Here is a 20,684-nt window from a genome sequence, read left to right as displayed (position 1 = left end):
ATTATTTTATTGAAGGATATACTTTGGTTGCTCTTTGAACAATGGACAGTGCCTGATCTTTGTTGAACTTATTTAACTGCTGATATGGCCATTTTTTCTTTTCTTCCAAATATGGGATGAGCCATTCTACAGCTTTCTGCAAACCAACATTATTCTTGTTTTTCGTATGGTACAAGTCTATTCCAACATGTTGAGCCAGCTTAGCTATCTTCATCCATGCATCAAGATTCATATTTACATAATCCCAGGAGTTAGTCCGGGCAGTTTCTAAAGGCTGGCGACCATCGGTATCAAACTGCACATCAAGTCTGGGAATGGTGATGGAGCTAAGCGTTCTTTTAGCCAATTCTTTGTTATCCAGAAACAGGGCAAAATCAATTACCTGCAAATCATAATTGGTACCATGATTATTTTTTTCCAACCTTTCGCTTTTGCCATTCGCACTATCGGTTAACCACGTTAAATAAGCACTGAACCATTTCTTCACGCCGCTTACCGTCTCCGGCTTTAGAGATTTACTCTCTTGCAACAGCGCAATGGCTTCTGGAATATCTATCAAGCCTCGGGTTTCGATAATGCCAATTCCACGGCCATCATTTAATCCTGGAACATATTGTGCAAAAGTTAGGCTGGGATTCATTCGTGTTGCGGTATCGACAAAAAAAACGGTTAACAACTCATTGGCTTTTTTAGCATATTTCTCTTCACCAGAAAGATAATAACCCAAGGCCAGATCGTTTAATGCAGCAGTTAAATCTCCTATTTGTGCCCGATCATTGAGTTTATAAATCTCCGGGTTTCTACGTCCATCTTTTCTGATGTAAGGCTCGCCATTAGCTTTTGTTGGATCGGGCCACCAATAAGGTGCCTGACTTAAATAATCGTGAATATCGCCAGAAGGCGCAATTTTAGTTTTTTTGAAGGTAACTGAATACGGCCTTTTTAGCAGGGCACGATCGGCACGGCTAATTTGTTCATTACTTGATTTTGAAATGAATTGCTGCTTTAAAACCTTTAAGGTTGCTTCATCATTAATTAAGAGTTTAAATTTTTCTTGTCCCTTTGTTGTTGATGAAAACAAGAATACAGTTGCAAAGAGAAAAATAATCGATCTGATCATTAGCACTAAATGAATTTAAGAATTTTGTTAACTGATGATTTAGATTTGATGCCTGTCCGATTTAACAGGCATCAAATTTAAATTCATATTAATATCTCCACGGATAGATAAGCGCCCCGAATACATGGATTTGGCCATTGGTAGCGAGCAAACCAGCAGTGGCAGCATTTGTAGCATCGTTGTACCTTAATGGAGAATAATCGCTACTCACAATTCTAAAATTAAGGCGGCTTTCCGGATCGAAACCATAAACCTGACCTGGAGTTAAGCTGTTTACGCGGTTGAGTATCCGATCGCCGGAAACATTTAAGTTTGGTGTAGTTCCGGCAAGGTACCATCCAAGTAACGATTTATCTGTAGCACTAGTGCCAGATGGTAAAAGTGTAGGCAATGAAGAATTGGTGGTTGTACCGTTTTCAAACCCATAATTTTCAAGTGCGATAAGTGATAAGAAAAAATTTCTCACATCTTCTTTCGGATAATCTGACCAATTTTTAACCGGAACCCCATCTACAGAACCATCGGTTTTTAATTTCAAAGTACCATCGGTATTTTTACTAACTAAAGGAAACGAAAACCACATGCCGGCAGTTGGAACATTACTGGTAGTTACCAGCACTCCGTTTGTAGTGCGTGTAGGCAACACGCGGATGGCTTCGTTTTTTAGGAAAACAAAGGTACGACCGGGTTTTTCGTATTCGGCCAGATCAATACCCGCGTACTCCAAACCAAGCTGCATCCACTTAAAAATGGTATCGTTGGGTACAATCGGATTTTTACCCCGATCTAATAAATACTGTTTCGCCGATTTGTTGATATGCGCATCAAGTATATTTTTTTGAAACTCATAATCTACTTGTTTATCCAAGCCAAACATCGAACATCCTGAAATGATGGTGGCCATGGTTAAGAAACCGATCATTAATAAATTTATCTTTTTCATTTTCAATTCTTTAATTAATAAGGTTGGCTTTGAACCAGTAAACTATTTGAATACAGCACCCTTGTTGCCAATGGCCAGTAATATCTTCTTTTATCGCTACCCCAGCCTACTGCCGGATTGCCCCTTGAGCTTTGACGGGCAATTAAAATAGGATCCATTACTTCTTTAACACGATCTGTTCTAACCAGATCAAACCAACGTACACCTTCGCCAAAAAGCTCATACTGTCTTTCCTGCAAAATTTCCATCTCGAGCGTATTTTCTGTAAAAGATGTAGCCACAACCTGCGGTACACCGGCTCTGGCTTTTATTAAATTCAAATACTTCACTGCATTTGCTCTATCACCGATTTTATTAAGCGATTCTGCATAAAGAAGATACATTCCGCTCAAGCGGTACATCGGTGCATAAACATTCGTCTCTCTGGTGCCTGGTAAACTGCTGTTGTATATTGTTGGGGTAAAATTGTATCCGGCTGTTGCTGTTGGGGCCACATAATTCCCGGCATATAGCTTCCAAACACTCCTATCCCTAATCGGCTGATTTGTTGCTGAAGTAATATTGTATGTTTGTTTCACCCGCAAGTCTGTCGTGGCCGAAACTGTGCCATAGAGTTGAACTGACTTACGAGGCCAATCGGTCCACAAGGGGTCGGCCATTCTGATGAAAGGTTCGTTATCGGTTCTTGATGTTCCGGCCATACAGGCGCATCCATTTGCAAGGAAATCCCAGTTGATATAAAAGATCGTTTCCACGCTGGTGGCAGGATTTACGAATTGTGTGTTCCATGTAGTTCCTGGCTGAAGATCAGTTAAGGCCCCACCAGAACCATCCGCTCCGATGCCCGATGCATTATAAACTTTGCCTGTTGGCGCTTTAGCTGCAAACAAACGTTTAAACCAGATATTGGCATTGGCATAGTCTTTTCTCCACATGTACAAATCGGCCATAATGGAGCATATTGCACCTTCGCCCAAATACCAGGTAACCGGAGTTTGATTTTTAAGGGTAAGGTCGTATGCGGTTGTTAAATCTTTGATACATTGATCAAGTATTTTTGCCTGCGGATCCTTAGCTTGTTCGGCCTGATCGCCCAGTTTTTCATAAGGCTCCAAACGTAACGGTGCATCGCCCCAAACCCTGGCAATCCAGAAATAGCAAAGTGCCCTCATGGCATACGATTGCGCCATATAACTGGCTTCTTTGGCTTGTGTTAAAGCGCCAATAGTACCGATGGGTGCATAATCTTTAACCTCTGGAATCTTTTTGATTAATAAATTCGCTCTGGAAATGGTACTGTATAAAAAAGTCCAGTCAGCCCAGGTATTCAATGCCGTGAGTCCGTTTAAATGAATTTCATCTGTAGAGTTTACACTGTAGGTATCACGCCTTTCCCAGTTATCCGATCTGGATTCTCCCCACCACATCTGGCGGTTTTGATATTGGCCGTCGCCCATCATTGTTTGCTGAAACTCGCCGTACATACCCGCCAAAGCTGCATCTGCTTCGAGTGAACTTCTCAGGAACGTACTCAAAGTGCCCTCGGAAATTGGCTGCTCATCTATTGCTTTTTTACATCCTCCAAAAGCCATTAATAAGCTTAAGAATGTTATTGTAAATATCTTTTTCATTGTATAAAATTAAAATCCGATGTTAATACCAAAACCCAACTCTCTTCTCTTAGGATATTTGCCGGTGTCATCTCCAGGAGTTAAACCTGATGACGCAGAAAATTCAGGATCATAACCCGTATAATTGGTGTAGGTAAGCAAATTAACACCGTAAACATATGCCGAAAGGCTTCTTGTAAATAGTTTTTTAGCAATTTTTGAATCAAGCCTGTAGGTAAATCTGGCGTTAGACAACCTGATGAAACTGGCGTCTTCTAAAAAGTAGCTGTTTCCTCCCGATCGCTGGCTTCCCCTGATGTTTTTATCTGGATAATAAGGATAAGTGGATTGATCTCCCTGTTTGGTCCAGGCACCATAAATCGCCTCTGGTAATGATGGATTGCCATTATTTGCAAAATTGGTTAGATTTTGTTTAAACTGATTATACACCTGGCCACCAATTGTAGCGTTGATGATGAAGGAAAGAGATAGGTTTTTGTAGGTAAAGTTATTCACGAAACCCAGGTAAAAATCTGGTTGCGCATTCCCAATCACATGCCGATCGCCCTCGTTGATAAAGCCATCATTATTGGTATCTTCCCATTCGGTATCTCCTCCAAGCAGTACTGCTCCATCACTATTTTTTTTCTGCACAATTGTACCTGCATAACGCTGCCCGTCAAGTTCATAATAACTGGCGGTCGATGCTACAGGATCTGCAGCTGTGCCGCGAACAGGATATTTAACGGTTATCCCCACTGGGGTTAATCGTCGTCCATCAGGGGTGTAGGCATTCGAAGCGTCATATTCATATACCCCAAGATTCTTCCATCCATAAAAATCACCAATTTTACCACCTTCTCTCACCAGATAATTTGCGTTACCGCCACTTACTCCGCCCAAACCTACAGCTATAAATTGTTCGCCGTTGTAAAGCGATTTAATACGGCCACGTTCTATTGAAACGTTGGCGTTCACCGTCCAATTAAAGTTTTTCGAAGCTACAGGAGACCCAGAAACAGCAAACTCAAGGCCTTTATTCTGAATATTTCCCACATTCACTTTAATGGTATTATAACCAGTTTCTTTTGGCATTTGCCTGTCGTACAACAAATCTTGTGTATCTCTGAGGTAGGCATCAACAGTTAAGGAGAGCCGGCCTTTTAAAAAACTTAAATCAAGACCCAGGTTTTTGGTAATTGTTGTTTCCCATTTTAGTGCTGTGTTACTAAAAGTAGGGGTTGTCGAAATTCCGCTTACACCGTTGTAACTGTTCCCTCCGATTTCTACTCTTGGAATAGATTCATAAGGACTAATTGCATCGTTACCCAAGCTGCCATAGCTGAATCTTAACTTACCATCGTATAAAATCTTTTTGAGCGAAGAGAATATTTTTTCATCACTAAAGCGCCATGCTGCCGAACCGGCAAGGAAATTCCCTGCCCGGTTATCGACCCCAAATCTCGACGAAGCATCATTGCGATATACCCCCTGAAGAATATACCGGCTTTTATAATTATAATTCGCTCTTGCAAAATAAGAACCAGTCGAAACCGCTGAGGCAGAAACCCGTTGAGCACTCAATACCGAGATATTTGAGCCAGTGATTGTGTTTACATTTTCCAGTACGAAATTGGTACCGCTTAAAGTAATATCATCAAACCGAACCCGGTCTCTTGATACGCCCAATGTTGCTGCGAGATTATGATCTTTGATACTTTTGTTATAGTTTAAATAAGCTTGTCCTTCATAATAGAAGCGCTTACTTGTAGCATTGGTTGCAGCGTTATTATCGCCATTTTGATTGGTTACATACCGTGGCGAAAAGAATACGCGTTGCCCATTATCCAGCTGCGTATTTAAGGCGGCGGTAAACCTTAGATTTTTAAGGATATCGTAGTTTAGCGTACTTACAAATTGAGCCTTGTAATCCTCGCGAGTATTTACTTCCAGTAAAGCATTAGCAATAGGGTTTCTCTTGTTGTTAATGAAACTGGTTAGCGTACCATTGGGATAATAAATCAGATAACTCGAGGGTCGGTCGAAGACAGGCCGGATAGAGTTTCCGATATTGGCATAATTTCCAGTCTGCCTGTAAAAAGAAATATTGGTCGAAATCTTAAGTTTTTTCGATGCCTGATATTCAACATTCGTTCTAGACTGTATTCTTTTATTGTAGGTATTTAAAGCGATACCCTGATCGTCGAGATAATTTAAGCTGGTAGAATAAGTAAGCCCTTTTGACCCGCCGCTTAATGACAGGCGGACATCGTGCTTTTTGGCCAGGTTACCCAATAATAATTTCTGCAGATCATTTGCAGAATTTAAGCCTGGATTTAAGGAATCTGTTAAAACAGCTAACTGACCCTGCAATTGACGATAATACCGAATATCAGCAGAATTTGACTGCTGTATCTCATGAGCGATGCGGCCCATTGTAAATACATACTGCAGATCTATTCGTGGACTCCCTTCCAAGCCTCTTTTAGTTGTAATCAAAATTACTCCATTTGCTGCCCTAGAACCATAAATGGAAGCAGACGCAGCATCCTTAAGTACTTCGATATTTTGGATATCATTAGGATTGATTGCTGCGGCATTGGGCGTGATTACACCATCTATTACATATAGAGGCGCTGTACCCTGGCCTTCAGATGAAAAGGTAGAAGGACCACGAATGGTAATAGAGCCTTCAGCACCCGGCTCTCCGTTATCATTAACTACCAGCACTCCGGCGGCCTGGCCTTGCAAAGCATCGAACAAATTTAGTGGCTGCCTTTCTTCAATTTCCTTAGCCGTAATGGTAGAAGTTGAAGAAGCCAGGTCTTTCTTTCTGGAAGTTCCGCCATAGCCAGTGACTACAACTTCATCAAGCTCACCTACATTTTCAGCGAGCGTTACGTTAACAACGGTTTTATTGCCAACAGGAATTTCCTTTTGAGCGTAGCCCACATAACTGAATACCAATATTGCCTGTGCATTGGGCACCGTTATGGTGTACTTGCCGTTTGGATCTGTGCTGGCTGCAGTATTTGTATTTTTTACTTGAACGCTTACACCTGGTAATCCGGCAGTTTTATCAGATACTGTACCTGATATTTTAATCTGCGCATAGGCTGATTGTAAACCTGTGATGCAGATCCCTAGCAATACAAGAATTAAAACTGTTAAAGTATGGGTGAGGTAGATCCGATGATGGTGATGGGTAAAGGGTTTTCTCATAATTATCTATTTTGGTTAGTTATGCATTAAATGCTGCAGATTAAGATGGGCATAGCAATTTCACACAGGCAAAATTGCTGTTATAGCATACCGCATCTTCTACAGTAAAAAATTAAAATTCCGGACTTAAAAATCTAGTTGTCTTTTTTGGCGAAAGAAATGTTAATGAGTTTTGGCGTTTTTATGTATTTGGTTAGTTATGAATTAAAAGTACAATGAAAAAGAAAAAATTTATTTCAAGAAATCTAAAAACATCGCTTAAACCGCTCTGAAAACAATTTCAAACGATTGAATAATATTTCAACCGATTAAAATCGAAGGCAAAAAAACTTGTAAAAATTCAACTGTAAAGGCTGTTGACTTGTAAATATTGAAAGCTCTGCATCAGTATGAGTTCATAGTTGTAGTCGCTGGAAGCTTATTATCTACGGCTAGACAGTATAAATACAGTTACATTTTGAAAATAATCGCAAGCATTTTATACTTACCTCGACACCCGTGTAAATACTTGTCCGTTTATTTGCAAATACTATATTTTCCATATCTTTATCGAATCAATTCCTATTTTACATGCAACAGTCAGTCTTAATCCGTAATAATGTAAATGTTATTGGAAAAGGAAATCAGGTTATGCTATTCGCCCATGGCTTTGGTTGCGATCAAAACGCCTGGCAATTTATTATAGATGGCTTTACGGCAGATTATAAAGTTGTGCTATTCGATTACACGGGTTCGGGTAAATCGGATATTGGTCAGTACGACTCTAATAAATACAGCAAGCTAGATGGTTATGCACAAGATGTGCTTGAAATTTGCGAGGCCTTAGCATTAACGAACGTTATTTTTGTAGGACATTCTGTAAGCTGTATGATCGGACTTCTGGCCGCCAACCAAAAGCCTGAATACTTTTCGAAGTTAGTTTTTGTTGGTCCCTCGGCCAGATACCTAAACGAAGGTGATTATTTCGGAGGTTTTGAGAAAGCTGACTTGGAAAATCTTTTTGATTTTATGGATAGCAATTACCTGGGTTGGTCAAGTAAAATGGCTCCAGCCATTATGGGCAATCCTGACCGACCTGCACTCGGAGGATTTTTAACGGAGAGTTTTTGTTCTACTGATCCAAAAGTAGCCAGAGACTTCGCCAGGGTTACTTTTTTCTCTGATAACCGGGCAGATCTGTCGAAATTAAAAATCAAAAGTTTGACGTTACAATGTGCCGATGACATTATAGCGCCTAACAGTGTGGGTGAATTTGTTTATCAACATACCCCTGGAAACGAGATCGTTTTCTTAGAGGCGACTGGCCACTGCCCACATATTAGTGAACCTGAAGAAACAATTCGGGCTATTAAAACGTTCATTACCTAACATGAGCTATCCTGACGAATCAATGAGCGGCAAAAATCATTTACTAGAAACCCTTATTAATTCAGATGAGTTATATCATACAGCGCCATGCGGCTATTTTTCACTCTCCACGAAGGGTGAAATTATCAAAATAAATCATACCCTACTTCATTGGTTAGGCTTTTCAGAACAGGAATTATTAGGAACAAAGTTCGCCGCTCTTTTACCAAAGGGTGGCCAAATGCATTTTGAAATGTTCTTTCTACCTATGGTAAAGGTAGATGGTGGAGTAAAAGAACTTAGTTACGAACTGCTAAAAAAGGATGGCAACTCCTTATCAACATTACTAAATGCGAATACCATCCTTGATAAAAACGGCTACATTAAAGCAGTTAACGTAGTAGTGGTTGATGTAACAGAACGCAAAAATTACGAAAGAGAACTGCTTAATGCAAAGAGTTTGGCCGAAAACGAGCAAAAACGGCTTGAATTTATGGCAGATCTTGCTCCAGAAATGATCTGGACGGCATCTTCTACTGGCCGTATAAATTATGTTAATGCCCGTTTTTGTCAATATTTTAATTGTACAAAAAATGAGACCCGATCTTCGTTCATCCTCTCAAAAATTCATCAACTAGATATAAAAAAATTACTTACAAGTTGGTATGCCTGCCAAACAGGCGGTTCAGATTTAAATGAAACGATTAGGTTAGTTAATCAGGAAGGCAATTATGAATGGCATCAAATCAAAGCTTCACTATTTGTTGATAATCACGGTGAACAAATCAATTGGTTCGGCTCTTGTACCAATGTAGAAGAGCATATTAGTCAGTTAAAAAAGAAAGACGAATTTATCAATATCGCCAGTCACGAGTTAAAAACACCACTTACCAGTTTAAAGGCCATTCTTCAACTGATGCAAAGGATGAAGGGGGAAACCAGCGAACGCATGTTGAGCCTTATTGAAAAAGCCAATCACAATATTTCGAGAGTTACCGAAATGGTGGAGGATTTACTGAACACCAGCCAGATGAATGATGGGCAGTTGCGATTAAGCAAGAGCAATTTCAATGTAGTGGAAATGATTGGCAGCTGTGTACATCATATTCGGGTTGAAGACCATTATAAAATCATCACCGAAGGAGATAAATCTATATCGGTCTACGCAGATGAAAGCAGGATAGAGCAAGTGGTAACAAACTTTATTACGAATGCGATGAAATATGCTCCAGAAAGTTATCTCATCAAAATCAATATTGAAAATGTTGAAGGCTTTGTGCGCATCACGGTAAGTGATGAAGGACCAGGAATACCTGCAGAAAAAACACCACACCTTTTCGACCGCTATTACCAGATTAATACAACTGGCGGGAAATATTCGGGCCTTGGTTTAGGACTGTTTATATGCGCCGAAATTGTAAAGCAACATGGAGGGGAGATTGGCGTAGAAAGCACTGTTGGTAGCGGAAGTTCTTTTTGGTTTACCTTACCTCTTTGATAAAAAACTATGTAATTAATGCCAATAGCCTCGTCTACTGGCCTTTCTAAACGGGATTTTAGCGCTAACTGATTTTTTTTATTATCACTGTAATATTTTTGGATGCTCAGCTCATTCAGGAATGCATCCTTACTTACTTCAACAGGATATCATCAGCCTTATTTTTTGAGGAAGATACTTCCAAAAGGCTACCCCGAGTTTCTAACTACATCTGCTGCATCAACACTTGGCGCCAATAGAATGCCTTTACGGTTTTTATATCCGAGTAGTGAAATTACGACCAACCAGAATTTCCCGGGAACGGCATTGATTTACGAGCCTGTTTGGTGGGATAAGTAGTGAAAAACTCCAAGCGGTTTTTATTACCTTCAAACTAGCGGATACTACCGAAATGTATCTGATTAGTACCTGAATGAAGAATTCGGTACTTTATTTTGATATCAATTGGCTAGTTTGCTTAAAATTATTGTCCGGATGGATAAGGTTTACAGTTAATGACGGCAGGATGCCAAAAGGTATCCTTGCCTCTCTTTTTTCCAATGTGTTTAGGGCTATCTCTTAAGAACAAAAAGATTTTTAAACGACAAATCGATATCAAACATGAATATTTCACCAGATATGGTAATTAAAGTTCCATTAAAAGGAATAGCAAAAAAACTTTCACCCAAAATATTTAAACATGAAAATAACTTTTGCGTGCTCTACGGCGAAGATGCTCAAACAGGCATATATGGTTGCGGTATTTCCGTTGAGGATGCCTTGATCGATTGGGAGCATCAGCTTAATAAAGCATTGAGTAACGACGTTAATATTAAGCGTCTAATTGCAAATGTTAATCCACCTGAAAACGTACAACATTTCTTAGAAACTTATAGAAGTAACGCCAAAAAGGATAATTCAGCTTATAATCCTAAGCGCAATTTTTAGCATTCATCCTGGCTAACGCTGGGGCTCACTTTTCAATTCAGGAGATAAATACATCATCATCTTTTTCAGGTTATGCCTGCCAAGATCGCAAACCTGACAATTGCTAATTCTTGATCCATATAGGATATTTATCGGCATTTATTAACCAAGAAGATTAATCGACCGACAAAAAATACCGTAATAAATTACGTACTATTTCTATACAAAGCGGGTAGTTTTCGCCAAACTTCAATTATTTTTTAATGTTTTTTATATGGAGCCCAGGGCTAGTAAAATAGCTGACGTAACTGAAAAATGTAACGGAACGGGCAAGCCAGCACTAAAATTTAAATAGTTAAAAGCTAATAAATAATAATAAAAATAAAATCGATACTATGGCAAAACAAAGCAACAGTGCATCGATGCCGAACGGGCATTTGCACGAATTATTTGTAGATGAATTAAGAGATATTTTAGGCGCAGAAAAACAACTGTTAAAAGGACTTAAAAAACTATCGGATGCCGCTGGAAGTGAAAAACTAAAACAAGCGTTTGATACACATTACGAACAAACTGAAGGGCAAATTGAACGACTTAAAAACGTTTTCAGTTCAATAGATTTGACTGCCAGAGCCAAAAAATGTAAAGCAATGGCTGGCCTTTTAGAAGAGGCTGAAGAGATTATCGAAAGTTTCTCTGATCAACCCGAAGTTTTGGATGCAGCCTTGATTTCTGCAGCTCAGAAAGTGGAGCATTATGAGATTGCAAGTTATGGTTGTCTGGTTACTTACGCCAAATTAATGCAGCATACAGAGGCCGAAGAGCTTTTAAGGCAAACGCTTGAAGAAGAAAAGCAAACAGATGTTTTACTTACCGAAATTGCCATTAGCGAGGCAAATGCGGGTGCAGAAGAAAAAAATAAATAATATTAACAAGAAAATAGCGATAAGATTCATCGCTGTTTTCTTGTTAATCGAATACTGGAATTAAATGCCACTCATTTCATTTTCGCATCATCGCTGGGCTGGTTACCGAAACCAAATCGCTATATAAGGGCGTACATATGTAATTTTGACGAATTATCACTAGTTTACCTTTTAAAAACGAAGAGGTGCGCTATTCTCCATTCCCTATTCGCTATTTACCATTCCATATCGCAATTACTCGTATTTGACGAAGATTAGAAAGAATAAATTTCACAAGCATACAGAAGGAGCTGGGACATAGAAGTCTTTCTTCCGATTCCTAAAACAGGAACCTAATGTCAGCCAAGTTATTTCGCTTAACAAAAATGGGATACAGGTAGTGCTGTACATGACGCTGATCGTTGCAATTATGCTAATGATGTACAAAAAAGCTATAAAATCGGTTATAAGACTGCTAAAAGGCGTTTCGCTATGGAGGTTAGAGACCTAATAATTGCTATGATCGTTGTGTAATGTGGTGGAGATCCAGGCCTATTTTTTAAAAAATGGCCGGAATTTCTTCCGACCATGACTAGCTTTTTAAGGCCTATTTTTAATTATGATTAAATCTAATTATTTAAATCGTTATTCTACCCCCGGTTACCGGAATAGTGGCACCGGCAATATAACTTGCATCATTGGAAGCCAGGAATACATAGGCTGGCGCTACCTCTGCAGGTTGTCCGGCACGTTCCATTGGTGTATCTTTTCCAAATTCTTCATGTTCGGGGATAGTTGATGGAATCAACGGTGTCCAAATTGGACCTGGGGCTACCGCGTTTACCCGAATTCCTTTTCCATTCATCAGTAAAATCTGGCTGAGGTTTGCCGTAAAATTTTGGATAGCACCTTTGGTCGCAGCGTAGGGTAAAAGTTGCTCGCTTGGCGAATAAGCATTTACCGAAGTGGTATTGATGATACTACTACCTGGCTTGAGGTGAGGTTCTGCAGCCTTGCATAGAAAAAACATTGCGGTAATGTTGGTGCGAAACGTACGCTCCCACTCTTCACTCGGAATCTCGCTTAATGATTTTCTTGCCATTTGAAAAGCGGCATTATTAACCAAAATATCTAAGCCACCCAATTCGCTTACGGCGCTATCAATAATTGACTGGCAATGAGCTTCATCCTGAATATCTCCTTTAATCAGAACTGCTTTTCTACCCGCCTTTTCTACATATTTAGCTGTAGTTTTTGCATCTTCATCTTCACTATCATCTAAATAACTAATTAACACATCAGCGCCTTCGCGGGCAAAAGCAATGGCCACAGCTCGGCCAATTCCTGAGTCGCCACCGGTAATAATAGCCTTTTTACCTATTAATTTACCGCTGCCTTTATATGATTCTTCTCCATGATCGGCTTTGGGCTCAAGATTAGACTCTGTCCCGGGTGGCTGCTGATCTTGTTTAGGAAATGGTGGCTTCGGATACTGATCGGATGGATCTTGCGAATTTTTATTTTCTTCTGTCATCATCTTTATTATTTAATAAACGGATTATACATCGTTTAAAAAACCCGATAAAAAACAGAAAGGTTTTAAAAAAATCACATTAGAAGGTTATTTTAAGTTATATTTTATTAGGTTACTCGACAAGCGATTCCCCACTACCGGTTGTTCTTCATAATACCTATTGTTATTTTTGCATTACCACTATGAAGAAATTAAATAGAATACGAATCGATTATCGCTATAAGAATTGAGGCAAAACAGAGAGTTGTTTGCTAACAGGACGCTGACGATGATTATTTATTTGTGCTATTAAAAAAAGGGTAGAGTATTGGCACCATTTACAATATTGGCAAAAATATGGAAGTCTAGTCACTACAACACTTCCTCCCTGCCGATACTGTCAAAATTGTGAATCGATTAATGAACATATAACAGCAAGCAAACAAATATTTATGAGGTAAAATTCTGGTATTCTGTTAGCTTCAAAATTCACGGATTTTTTGGTCTCAATCTGACTATAATTAATTTCCTTTGCGGCGAAATAAATTCAGTTACGCCAGCCATAAAAATTTTCGAAAAGTGCCTCCACACCTCTATTGTATAAAAGCATCTCGTTTTAAGTTTATTGACATTTCAATAGCTCGTTTTCAAGATTTATAAGTAAGTTTAAATACGCAATCTTTTGGGATAAATAGTGAATGTTATATCAAGGGGTATATTTAGCGGATAATTCGTTATTTTTATATTCCAAATAGAAGTAAATGTCGAAAATATTAGTATTAGATAACGATTTAGGCAATGCTGACGTAATACAACTTGCACTGGAGGAACAGAACCATCAAGTTAAAAATATTAATCAGGCTGATCTGCTAAATGAATCTATTAAAAATTTCAAGCCAGATTTAATTGTGATGGATATTATTCTGGATGTAGCTGATGGCAGAGATTTATGCAACCTCGTCAAAAAAAATCGAGATACCGGGCATATTCCAATCATGTTGATCACTGCTTTGTTAGAATCGCAGGTAGAGGACATTTCTTGCAAAGCAGATGGCATCATTTTTAAACCTTTCGATTATAATAAATTAACCAGAATGGTTAATAGGCTAATTATGCCAGGAGGACACATTTAACCTCATGAAGCTCACTTTCTATAAAAACTGTCTCACTCTATTCTGTTGAGCAGATGAAAATCTAATCATCCACAATTTCTATCCCTATTACCGATAGCGCTTCAATATGAATCAAGATGATTAATCCCTACAGCATCAACCTCAATCACGTTATCGCCAAAAGCTTAAGTAGTCCGCTTCCTACCTAACCTCCATATCTTTCGCTATCAATAGAAATATATATCTCATAATCCCCTTTAAAAAGATAGAGCAAATAACTGCCGTTAATGTCCCAGGTGAAGATTCTTAATCGCTCAGTAAAAATATTCTTCATTATTTTTTCTTGTTAACAAAAAAGCTCCACGAAAATGACGTGGAACTTTTTAAATCAAGTTTTCAAAGGGGATAAACCAGAGAATACCATCTCTATCCCTTGCTTGAATTTTTAAATCAATTTGTAGTACAAACTACGGCGTTGGGGTAGTTGTATCTTGCATGCTACTATCTGTTGTGGTAGTATCCTGCATTGGCGAAGTTGCATCCATCGAACTCATAGAAGTATCAGCACTTGCTGAATCTGCATTATTTGATTTTGAATCGGAGTTACAAGACACTGCTAAAATGGCTAACGTGCCTAATAAAAAAATGTAGTTTTTCATCGTTTCTTTGTTAAGGGGTTACTCATGAAAAAGCCTTTTTTAATTGCAAAAGTTTTATCATTTCGGTAAGCGTTACTAAAACAAGTATTTCCCGAGGAAGTAACCCGTAGTTTCCGTAAGCCGTTCTAAAACCGTGAAACAACTTGAATAATAGACGATCGAGCCCCCTTAAGGACAAGATTAATAACTGAAACTTCTCAGAGCATAGTATGGGTCTCTCCTCAGCAGTTTTAATAGAGAAAAACAAAAAAAGATGTTGAACGTTCTGAAATAAACACCTTAAGTTGAAAAAAGAGAACTTCCCGGAAAAGATCTGCCCTAGTTGCGAACGCCCATTTTCCTGGCGAAAAAAATGGAAGCTAAATTGGGATGATGTTATTTATTGCAGTTTGAAATGCAAAACACACAAAAAAAGTAGAGATACTGAAATACGCTAATATTTACGCTCCACAAGAGGATAGTAGAGCGATGAGATATTTAGTTTTTAAAGAAACCATGAAATGTAAATAAACATTTCATTGGTTTTATAGGCGACGAGACAGATTAAACCAATGAAGTACTTAGCTTAATAGCCATCCATTTCATCGTCGATGTAACAATACAGCCACCTTTCCCCAGGTTCTGAAGAAATTACGACAGGATGGCTTACTTTTTTGCAGTGGTGCGACATGTGTTGCATGGGTGAAGAATCGCAGCACAAAGTAACCCCACAGGTTTGGCAGGTACGTAAATGCACCCAGTCACTTCCTATTTTGATGCATTCTTCGCAAGTGTATTCTTTAGCCACTTTAAGCGTTTTTATAGCCTTGATGTGGTGGCAAATTCCATTGTTTTCCATAGTTAAAGTTTTGATAAGTATTGATGAACTTGAGTAACAGCCATAGCGCCTTCGCCTACTGCCGATGCTACTCTCTTGACCGAATTGACCCTGACATCGCCCGCTGCAAAAGATCCTGGTACGCTGGTTTCTAAATGATAAGGTAATCGATCCTGATTCCAGCAGTTTTTATATTGATCCAAGCTGACAACATCGTTACCAGTGTATAAATAACCATTTTTATCTCTACAAATCGCAGTTTCAGCAGCCCATTCTGTATTCGGTTTGCCACCTATACAAATGAAAAGCTTGGAGGTATCATGCCAGTTTTCGGTTCCCTGTTCACTGTTTACAATTTTAATGCGCTGCAGATAATCATCTCCTTCAAGCGCTATAACTTGCGAATGGTACAACACATGAATATTATTGATGCTGGCAATACGCTGAATCAAATAATCTGATAAGGTTTCGGCAAGATTTCCTTTTCTTATCACCATAAAAACACGTTTGGCGAAACCAGAGAAATAGGTGGCAGCTTGTCCGGCAGAATTTCCACCACCGATAATATAAAGATCTTTATCCTGACAAAAGAAGGCTTCACTTGCACCGGCCCCGTAATAAACCCCTTTATGGAAAAAACGATTTTCATCGGGAAGGTTTAACCTCGCATACTCTACTCCCGTTGCGCAAATATTGGTTTTAGCCACTAATTTTTCTCCAGAAGCAAAATCGACATGAATTTTATTATCGTAAAAAGTTCCTTTTATACCCTCCTTTAACAGCAAAATTTCCACACCGAATTTTAGTGCCTGTTGTCTTGCTCTTTCGGCAAGGTTTGCCCCCGAAATACCTTCTGGAAAACCGAGATAATTCTCAATTAAGGAACTGGTACCCGCCTGCCCTCCAATAGCTTCACGCTCGATTAAAATAGTTTTTAAACCTTCGGATGCCGCATAAACTGCAGCACTTAAACCTGCAGGACCAGCGCCATAAATTGACAAATCATACTCTGCATATTTCGGTTGGGTAATCCAGCCCAAATTACAGGCAATTTGCTCCAGCGTCGGATCGACAATTACCTTCCCATCAGGGAATTCAATCACCGGCAACTTATGTGGATTGTTATAAGAGGTAATGCCTTGCCCCCAACCCAAATCATCATGGGTAATATCAAACCAATCGAAATCTACCACACTTCGCTTTAAAAAATCTCTTATCGGATAAATTTCAGGAGAATCGGGGATGCCGTATAATTTCAGTTTATTCATATGGTAAGCAAATCATTCAGATAAATTCTCAAAATATTTAAATTGTATATCAATTTTTGTACTAAACCTCTATTATTAAACTCAGTGTTAAACTATCTGATGTATAAAATGACGTAGGGCGCTATCAATATTAGCTAAAAATTAAAAGCTATCCAAATCGACAAAATAATTAACCCCAAAAATCTGAATATCAATAAAAAACACATCGATTTAAATCACCCCACCTTTATTTTTACTAATTTTATTGAAAATCAGACTTATGAAGAAAATTTATTTAACGCTACTTTGTGCCATGATGGCTTTTTGTAGTCTCGCTCAAACTAGATCACAGAAGGAAGATATTATTAAAAAAATAAACGGTGATGAGCTTAAAGGAAGACTTATTCGTGTAACCGATAGTGATGTATCGTTTGTGTACACTGGAGAAACCGCAGAATACATCATCAAAAAATCAGATATCGCTCAAATTCTTCATTCCAGTGGCCGCACCGAAGTTATTTCACAGCAAGTGCAGTCCTCTCAAATCAGGCAGAACGACCAAATTACCATGGTTGCCAGCCCTGCAGAGCATCATAACAAAATAGCCATTTTACCCTTCACATTTCTGATGGATAACCAGCCGGGAGCTGATGCCATTGGTATGAAAGCGCAACAAGACACTTATGCGTTATTGAGCCAACATGCTGCTGGTTACACCATTCTTGATCCACGGACAACAAATGCGAAACTTGTGCAGGCTGGCATTACCAAAGATAAAATGATTGGATTTACCATGAAAAATTTGGCAGATGTTTTAGGGGTAGAATATATCATTGATGGTACAGTAGCCCAGAACAAAGCTTATCAAACGAGTTATACATCGACAAGTGACAATACGAGTGTGAAAAGAGATGATGATGATAAAATTAAAAAGGTTTCGACTTATGGCTCATCAAGTAGCAACGCCGCACAGCGATTTGATGTAAGGGTAAGCCTTCAAATTTATATGGATAATAACGCTAGTATTTACAATGCAAACCATCAAGCGCTTTTTAGCAACACCGACGGATCTTATGGCGCTCCCTTGGAATATTTGCTTAAAAGATGTCCGCTTTACAGAAAATAAATTTGCAAAAATCCTAGCAAAGGGTTTGTTCTCAACTGGACAAGCCCTTTTTTGTTTTTCAAAAAAACTCAAATATTTCGCTCCACCATTTCAACCAATTCTTATTTAGAATAATTAAAAATAATTTTCTAATCTCGTTTTAATTTCTTTCTTTTGCGCTAACTAAGAATTAATCTAAATAAGATGTATAAAAACTTTACTCTATTTTTTACTTTGATAATAGTGGTTTTCTTGACAAGGGGAACAGTATTAGCTCAATCAAAAAACGGATCGGTATCTGGATCCGTAAAAACAAGTGACGGAAATCCGGCAGCTTTTGTAAGTGTTGGCATAAAAAACACATCGAAAACAGCTCAAAGCGATGAAAGTGGAAACTTCACTATCAAAAATGTAGCTCCAGGAAATTATACTTTAAAAGTATCTGCTGTTGGCGTATCAGCTCAAGAAAAGCAAGTTTCAGTTACAGCTGGCGAAACAGCAACGGTATCTTTTTCTATTGCAGAATCGTCTTCGCAATTGAAAGAAGTGGCCATTAACGGATATAGAACACCCAACACAAAACCAGTAAACCTAGGTAAAATTGCAATTGTACCAAGAGATCTGCCGCAGGCAGTTCAAATTATCGGTACACAAGTTATTGCCGATCAACAAGTAAATAGTTTGGGCGATGTAATGAAGAATATTAACGGAGTGGCGTTGGGTGCCAACCGTGGCTCGGTTGGAGAAAATTTTTATGCCAGAGGTTATAGCTTAGGTTCGAACAATGTTTTTAAAAACGGTGCCAGAACTACCATTGGTGGAAGTCCTGAAGCCAGCACACTAGAATCAGTTGAAGTTTTAAAAGGTAGTGCTGCCTTATTGTATGGTGGCGTGAGTGGTGGTGCTGTGGTAAACATGGTGACTAAAAAACCTAAATTCGAATACGGTGGCGAGGTTTCTATGCGTGTAGGTAGTTATGATTTGTACAAGCCAATTGTAGATCTGTATGGACCTATTTCTGATAAAATTGCCTTCAGAGTTATCGGTACCTACGAATCTGCTGGAAGTTATAGGGACAATGTATCGTCGAAAAGATTTTATGTTAACCCTTCGTTGTTATACAAAATAAATGATAAAACTGAAGTAATAGTACAAGGAGATTATCTAAAAAGTAATTTTACTCCCGATTTTGGTATAGGGACTATCGGCAACAAATTATCGCCCTTAGGCAGAAATGTTTTTATAAATACCGCATGGGCTTATAACAAAACCAACACAGCAACAGCACAAGCGGCTATCAATCACAAATTTAATGCCGACTGGAAATTGAATTTCAGTGCTTCATTACAATCTTACAATCGCGATTATTTTTCTGCCGAACGTCCTGCGGCTAGCGCAACAGGGGTTTGGAATCGTGCTTTAACTCGATCGGATATTGAAGAATTCACCTTTAATCAACAGATCAATTTGACAGGCGCTTTTAAAACAGGGAGTATTAAACATATCTTACTTGTTGGAGCCGATGCAGATCAGGCTAGTACTAAATCAGGAGGCTTTTCGCCAACAGCAATACTACCTGCAGGTAATAACCCTACCTATTACGATACTGTAAATTTACTAGATCCCTTATCGTTTGATAAACCAAGCAACTACAATATGCCTGCAACTACTTTATTAACGAATACAGACGCATCTGTATTTAGAATGGGTGGTTTTGTTCAGGATTTGGTAAGCCTTACAGAGCAATTTAAAGTTTTGGCAGGTATCCGTTGGTCATTTCAAAAAACGCCTACTACTGATATCACGACTATAGCCAGCGGCGGGGTAACTAAAGGTACTGCAACAGATAAAATTGATAAAGCATTCTCTCCTAAATTCGGGATTATTTATGAACCGTTAAAAAACACATCTGTTTATGTTAGTTACTCCAATAACTTTACATCTAATACCGGAATTGATATAGAGACAAATGGCCCAATGGGCCCATCTATAATTGATCAGTATGAAGCTGGTGTTAAAAACGATTTCCTCGAAGGAAAACTCTCAGCAAATTTAACAGTATACAGAATTAAGAATGATAAGTTCGCTCAAACTGCACTTGCAGATCCAACAAAACGAGAGTTTTCAGGAGCGACCGCTAGCGATGGTATAGAACTGGATTTATCAGGAACAATAGTGTCAGGACTGAATTTTTTAGCAGGTTATAGCTACAACTATATGCGTTATACCTCTACCATTGCAACTGGTATTGTTGAGGGAGAGCGGGTAGTAGGTACTACAAAAAATACAGCCAACGCTACATTGTTTTATACCTTTCAAAATGGAGATCTTAAAGGCTTAAAGCTCGGTGCGTCCGCATTTTATACAGGTGATAGAAATGGAGGAAGAAACACAACAAAAAATAATTCCTCAACGGGTATTATTCCATTAAGCGCATTTACCACTTTAGATTTCTCTGCAGGATACAGCTGGAAAAAATTCTCGCTTTTGGCTAAAATATCAAACATCACAAACGAGTTGAATTATTTCGTTCATGAAAATTATAGTGTTAACCCAATTGCCCCACGTCAGTTCTTAACCACACTTTCATATAAATTTTAGTTAACACGATCATCATAATCTAACCCTAAAGCCAAAAGCTTTGGGGTTTTTTATTTGAATAATTTTCATCAAAAATGGC

The 20,684-nt window shown here is 38.7% G+C and carries 17 protein-coding genes; 9 read left to right on the top strand and 8 right to left on the bottom strand.

The features are described 5' to 3' along the window. Position 1: 1 nt before the first annotated feature. The 4 genes from ASE92_RS03870 to ASE92_RS03855 all read right to left on the bottom strand — a co-directional run bounded on the left by ASE92_RS03870 (position 2) and on the right by ASE92_RS03855 (position 6,895). Positions 2-1,120, bottom strand: coding sequence for an alginate lyase family protein (locus ASE92_RS03870; protein ID WP_082454902.1), 1,119 nt, complete (start codon positions 1,118-1,120; stop codon positions 2-4). Positions 1,121-1,208: 88 nt separating this feature from the next. Next, positions 1,209-2,063 (bottom strand): hypothetical protein, encoded by an 855-nt coding sequence (locus ASE92_RS03865; RefSeq protein WP_056848751.1) that lies wholly within the window; start codon positions 2,061-2,063, stop codon positions 1,209-1,211. Between the two features lie 14 nt (positions 2,064-2,077). Beyond that, on the bottom strand, positions 2,078-3,694 hold the full coding sequence (locus ASE92_RS03860) for a RagB/SusD family nutrient uptake outer membrane protein (protein ID WP_082454901.1): 1,617 nt from the start codon (positions 3,692-3,694) through the stop codon (positions 2,078-2,080). 9 nt (positions 3,695-3,703) lie between these two features. Further along, complete coding sequence (locus ASE92_RS03855; RefSeq protein WP_056848749.1) at positions 3,704-6,895, bottom strand: TonB-dependent receptor; 3,192 nt, start codon at positions 6,893-6,895, stop codon at positions 3,704-3,706. 570 nt (positions 6,896-7,465) lie between these two features. On the opposite strand from ASE92_RS03855, the gene ASE92_RS03850 reads away from it, so the two are divergent. The 5 genes from ASE92_RS03850 to ASE92_RS03830 all read left to right on the top strand — a co-directional run bounded on the left by ASE92_RS03850 (position 7,466) and on the right by ASE92_RS03830 (position 11,572). Next, positions 7,466-8,263 (top strand): alpha/beta fold hydrolase, encoded by a 798-nt coding sequence (locus ASE92_RS03850; protein ID WP_056848748.1) that lies wholly within the window; start codon positions 7,466-7,468, stop codon positions 8,261-8,263. A 1-nt stretch (position 8,264) separates the two neighbouring features. Then, positions 8,265-9,740 carry a PAS domain-containing sensor histidine kinase gene (locus ASE92_RS03845; protein WP_056848747.1) on the top strand — a complete coding sequence of 492 codons (1,476 nt, stop codon included), beginning with the start codon at positions 8,265-8,267 and terminating at the stop codon, positions 9,738-9,740. 102 nt (positions 9,741-9,842) lie between these two features. Continuing rightward, positions 9,843-10,079 carry a hypothetical protein gene (locus tag ASE92_RS03840; protein WP_056848746.1) on the top strand — a complete coding sequence of 79 codons (237 nt, stop codon included), beginning with the start codon at positions 9,843-9,845 and terminating at the stop codon, positions 10,077-10,079. A gap of 261 nt (positions 10,080-10,340) precedes the next feature. Then, positions 10,341-10,667 (top strand): hypothetical protein, encoded by a 327-nt coding sequence (locus ASE92_RS03835; RefSeq protein ID WP_056848745.1) that lies wholly within the window; start codon positions 10,341-10,343, stop codon positions 10,665-10,667. 374 nt (positions 10,668-11,041) lie between these two features. Then, positions 11,042-11,572, top strand: a complete 531-nt coding sequence (locus ASE92_RS03830; protein WP_157255623.1) for a ferritin-like domain-containing protein — start codon at positions 11,042-11,044, stop codon at positions 11,570-11,572. Positions 11,573-12,188: 616 nt separating this feature from the next. Here the strand turns inward: ASE92_RS03830 and ASE92_RS03825 are convergent. Then, entirely contained in the window at positions 12,189-13,085 is an 897-nt protein-coding gene (locus tag ASE92_RS03825) for an SDR family oxidoreductase (protein WP_056848744.1), read from the bottom strand. A gap of 740 nt (positions 13,086-13,825) precedes the next feature. Between ASE92_RS03825 and ASE92_RS03820 the strand changes: the two genes are divergently transcribed. After that, positions 13,826-14,197 carry a PleD family two-component system response regulator gene (locus ASE92_RS03820; RefSeq protein WP_056848743.1) on the top strand — a complete coding sequence of 124 codons (372 nt, stop codon included), beginning with the start codon at positions 13,826-13,828 and terminating at the stop codon, positions 14,195-14,197. Between the two features lie 446 nt (positions 14,198-14,643). On the opposite strand, the gene ASE92_RS03815 is transcribed toward ASE92_RS03820, so the two are convergent. Then, positions 14,644-14,835, bottom strand: coding sequence for a hypothetical protein (locus ASE92_RS03815; protein ID WP_056848742.1), 192 nt, complete (start codon positions 14,833-14,835; stop codon positions 14,644-14,646). Between the two features lie 284 nt (positions 14,836-15,119). On the opposite strand from ASE92_RS03815, the gene ASE92_RS21595 reads away from it, so the two are divergent. Then, on the top strand, positions 15,120-15,272 hold the full coding sequence (locus ASE92_RS21595) for a DUF2256 domain-containing protein (RefSeq protein WP_082454900.1): 153 nt from the start codon (positions 15,120-15,122) through the stop codon (positions 15,270-15,272). A 128-nt stretch (positions 15,273-15,400) separates the two neighbouring features. On the opposite strand, the gene ASE92_RS20690 is transcribed toward ASE92_RS21595, so the two are convergent. Further along, a complete protein-coding gene (locus tag ASE92_RS20690; RefSeq protein WP_082454899.1) occupies positions 15,401-15,673 on the bottom strand; it encodes a UBP-type zinc finger domain-containing protein in 273 nt (90 codons plus the stop codon). Positions 15,674-15,675: 2 nt separating this feature from the next. Continuing rightward, the gene (locus ASE92_RS03805; protein WP_056848740.1) at positions 15,676-16,920 is read right to left on the bottom strand and encodes an NAD(P)/FAD-dependent oxidoreductase; all 1,245 of its coding nucleotides are present in this window, start codon (positions 16,918-16,920) and stop codon (positions 15,676-15,678) included. A 259-nt stretch (positions 16,921-17,179) separates the two neighbouring features. Between ASE92_RS03805 and ASE92_RS03800 the strand changes: the two genes are divergently transcribed. Further along, positions 17,180-18,025, top strand: coding sequence for a hypothetical protein (locus ASE92_RS03800; RefSeq protein ID WP_056848739.1), 846 nt, complete (start codon positions 17,180-17,182; stop codon positions 18,023-18,025). Positions 18,026-18,208: 183 nt separating this feature from the next. After that, positions 18,209-20,605 carry a TonB-dependent receptor gene (locus tag ASE92_RS03795; RefSeq protein WP_056848738.1) on the top strand — a complete coding sequence of 799 codons (2,397 nt, stop codon included), beginning with the start codon at positions 18,209-18,211 and terminating at the stop codon, positions 20,603-20,605. Positions 20,606-20,684: the final 79 nt, after the last annotated feature.

The organism is Pedobacter sp. Leaf41 (genome assembly GCF_001422545.1).
GTDB lineage: Bacteria > Bacteroidota > Bacteroidia > Sphingobacteriales > Sphingobacteriaceae > Pedobacter.
This window is presented reverse-complemented; position numbering and strand designations above follow the sequence as displayed.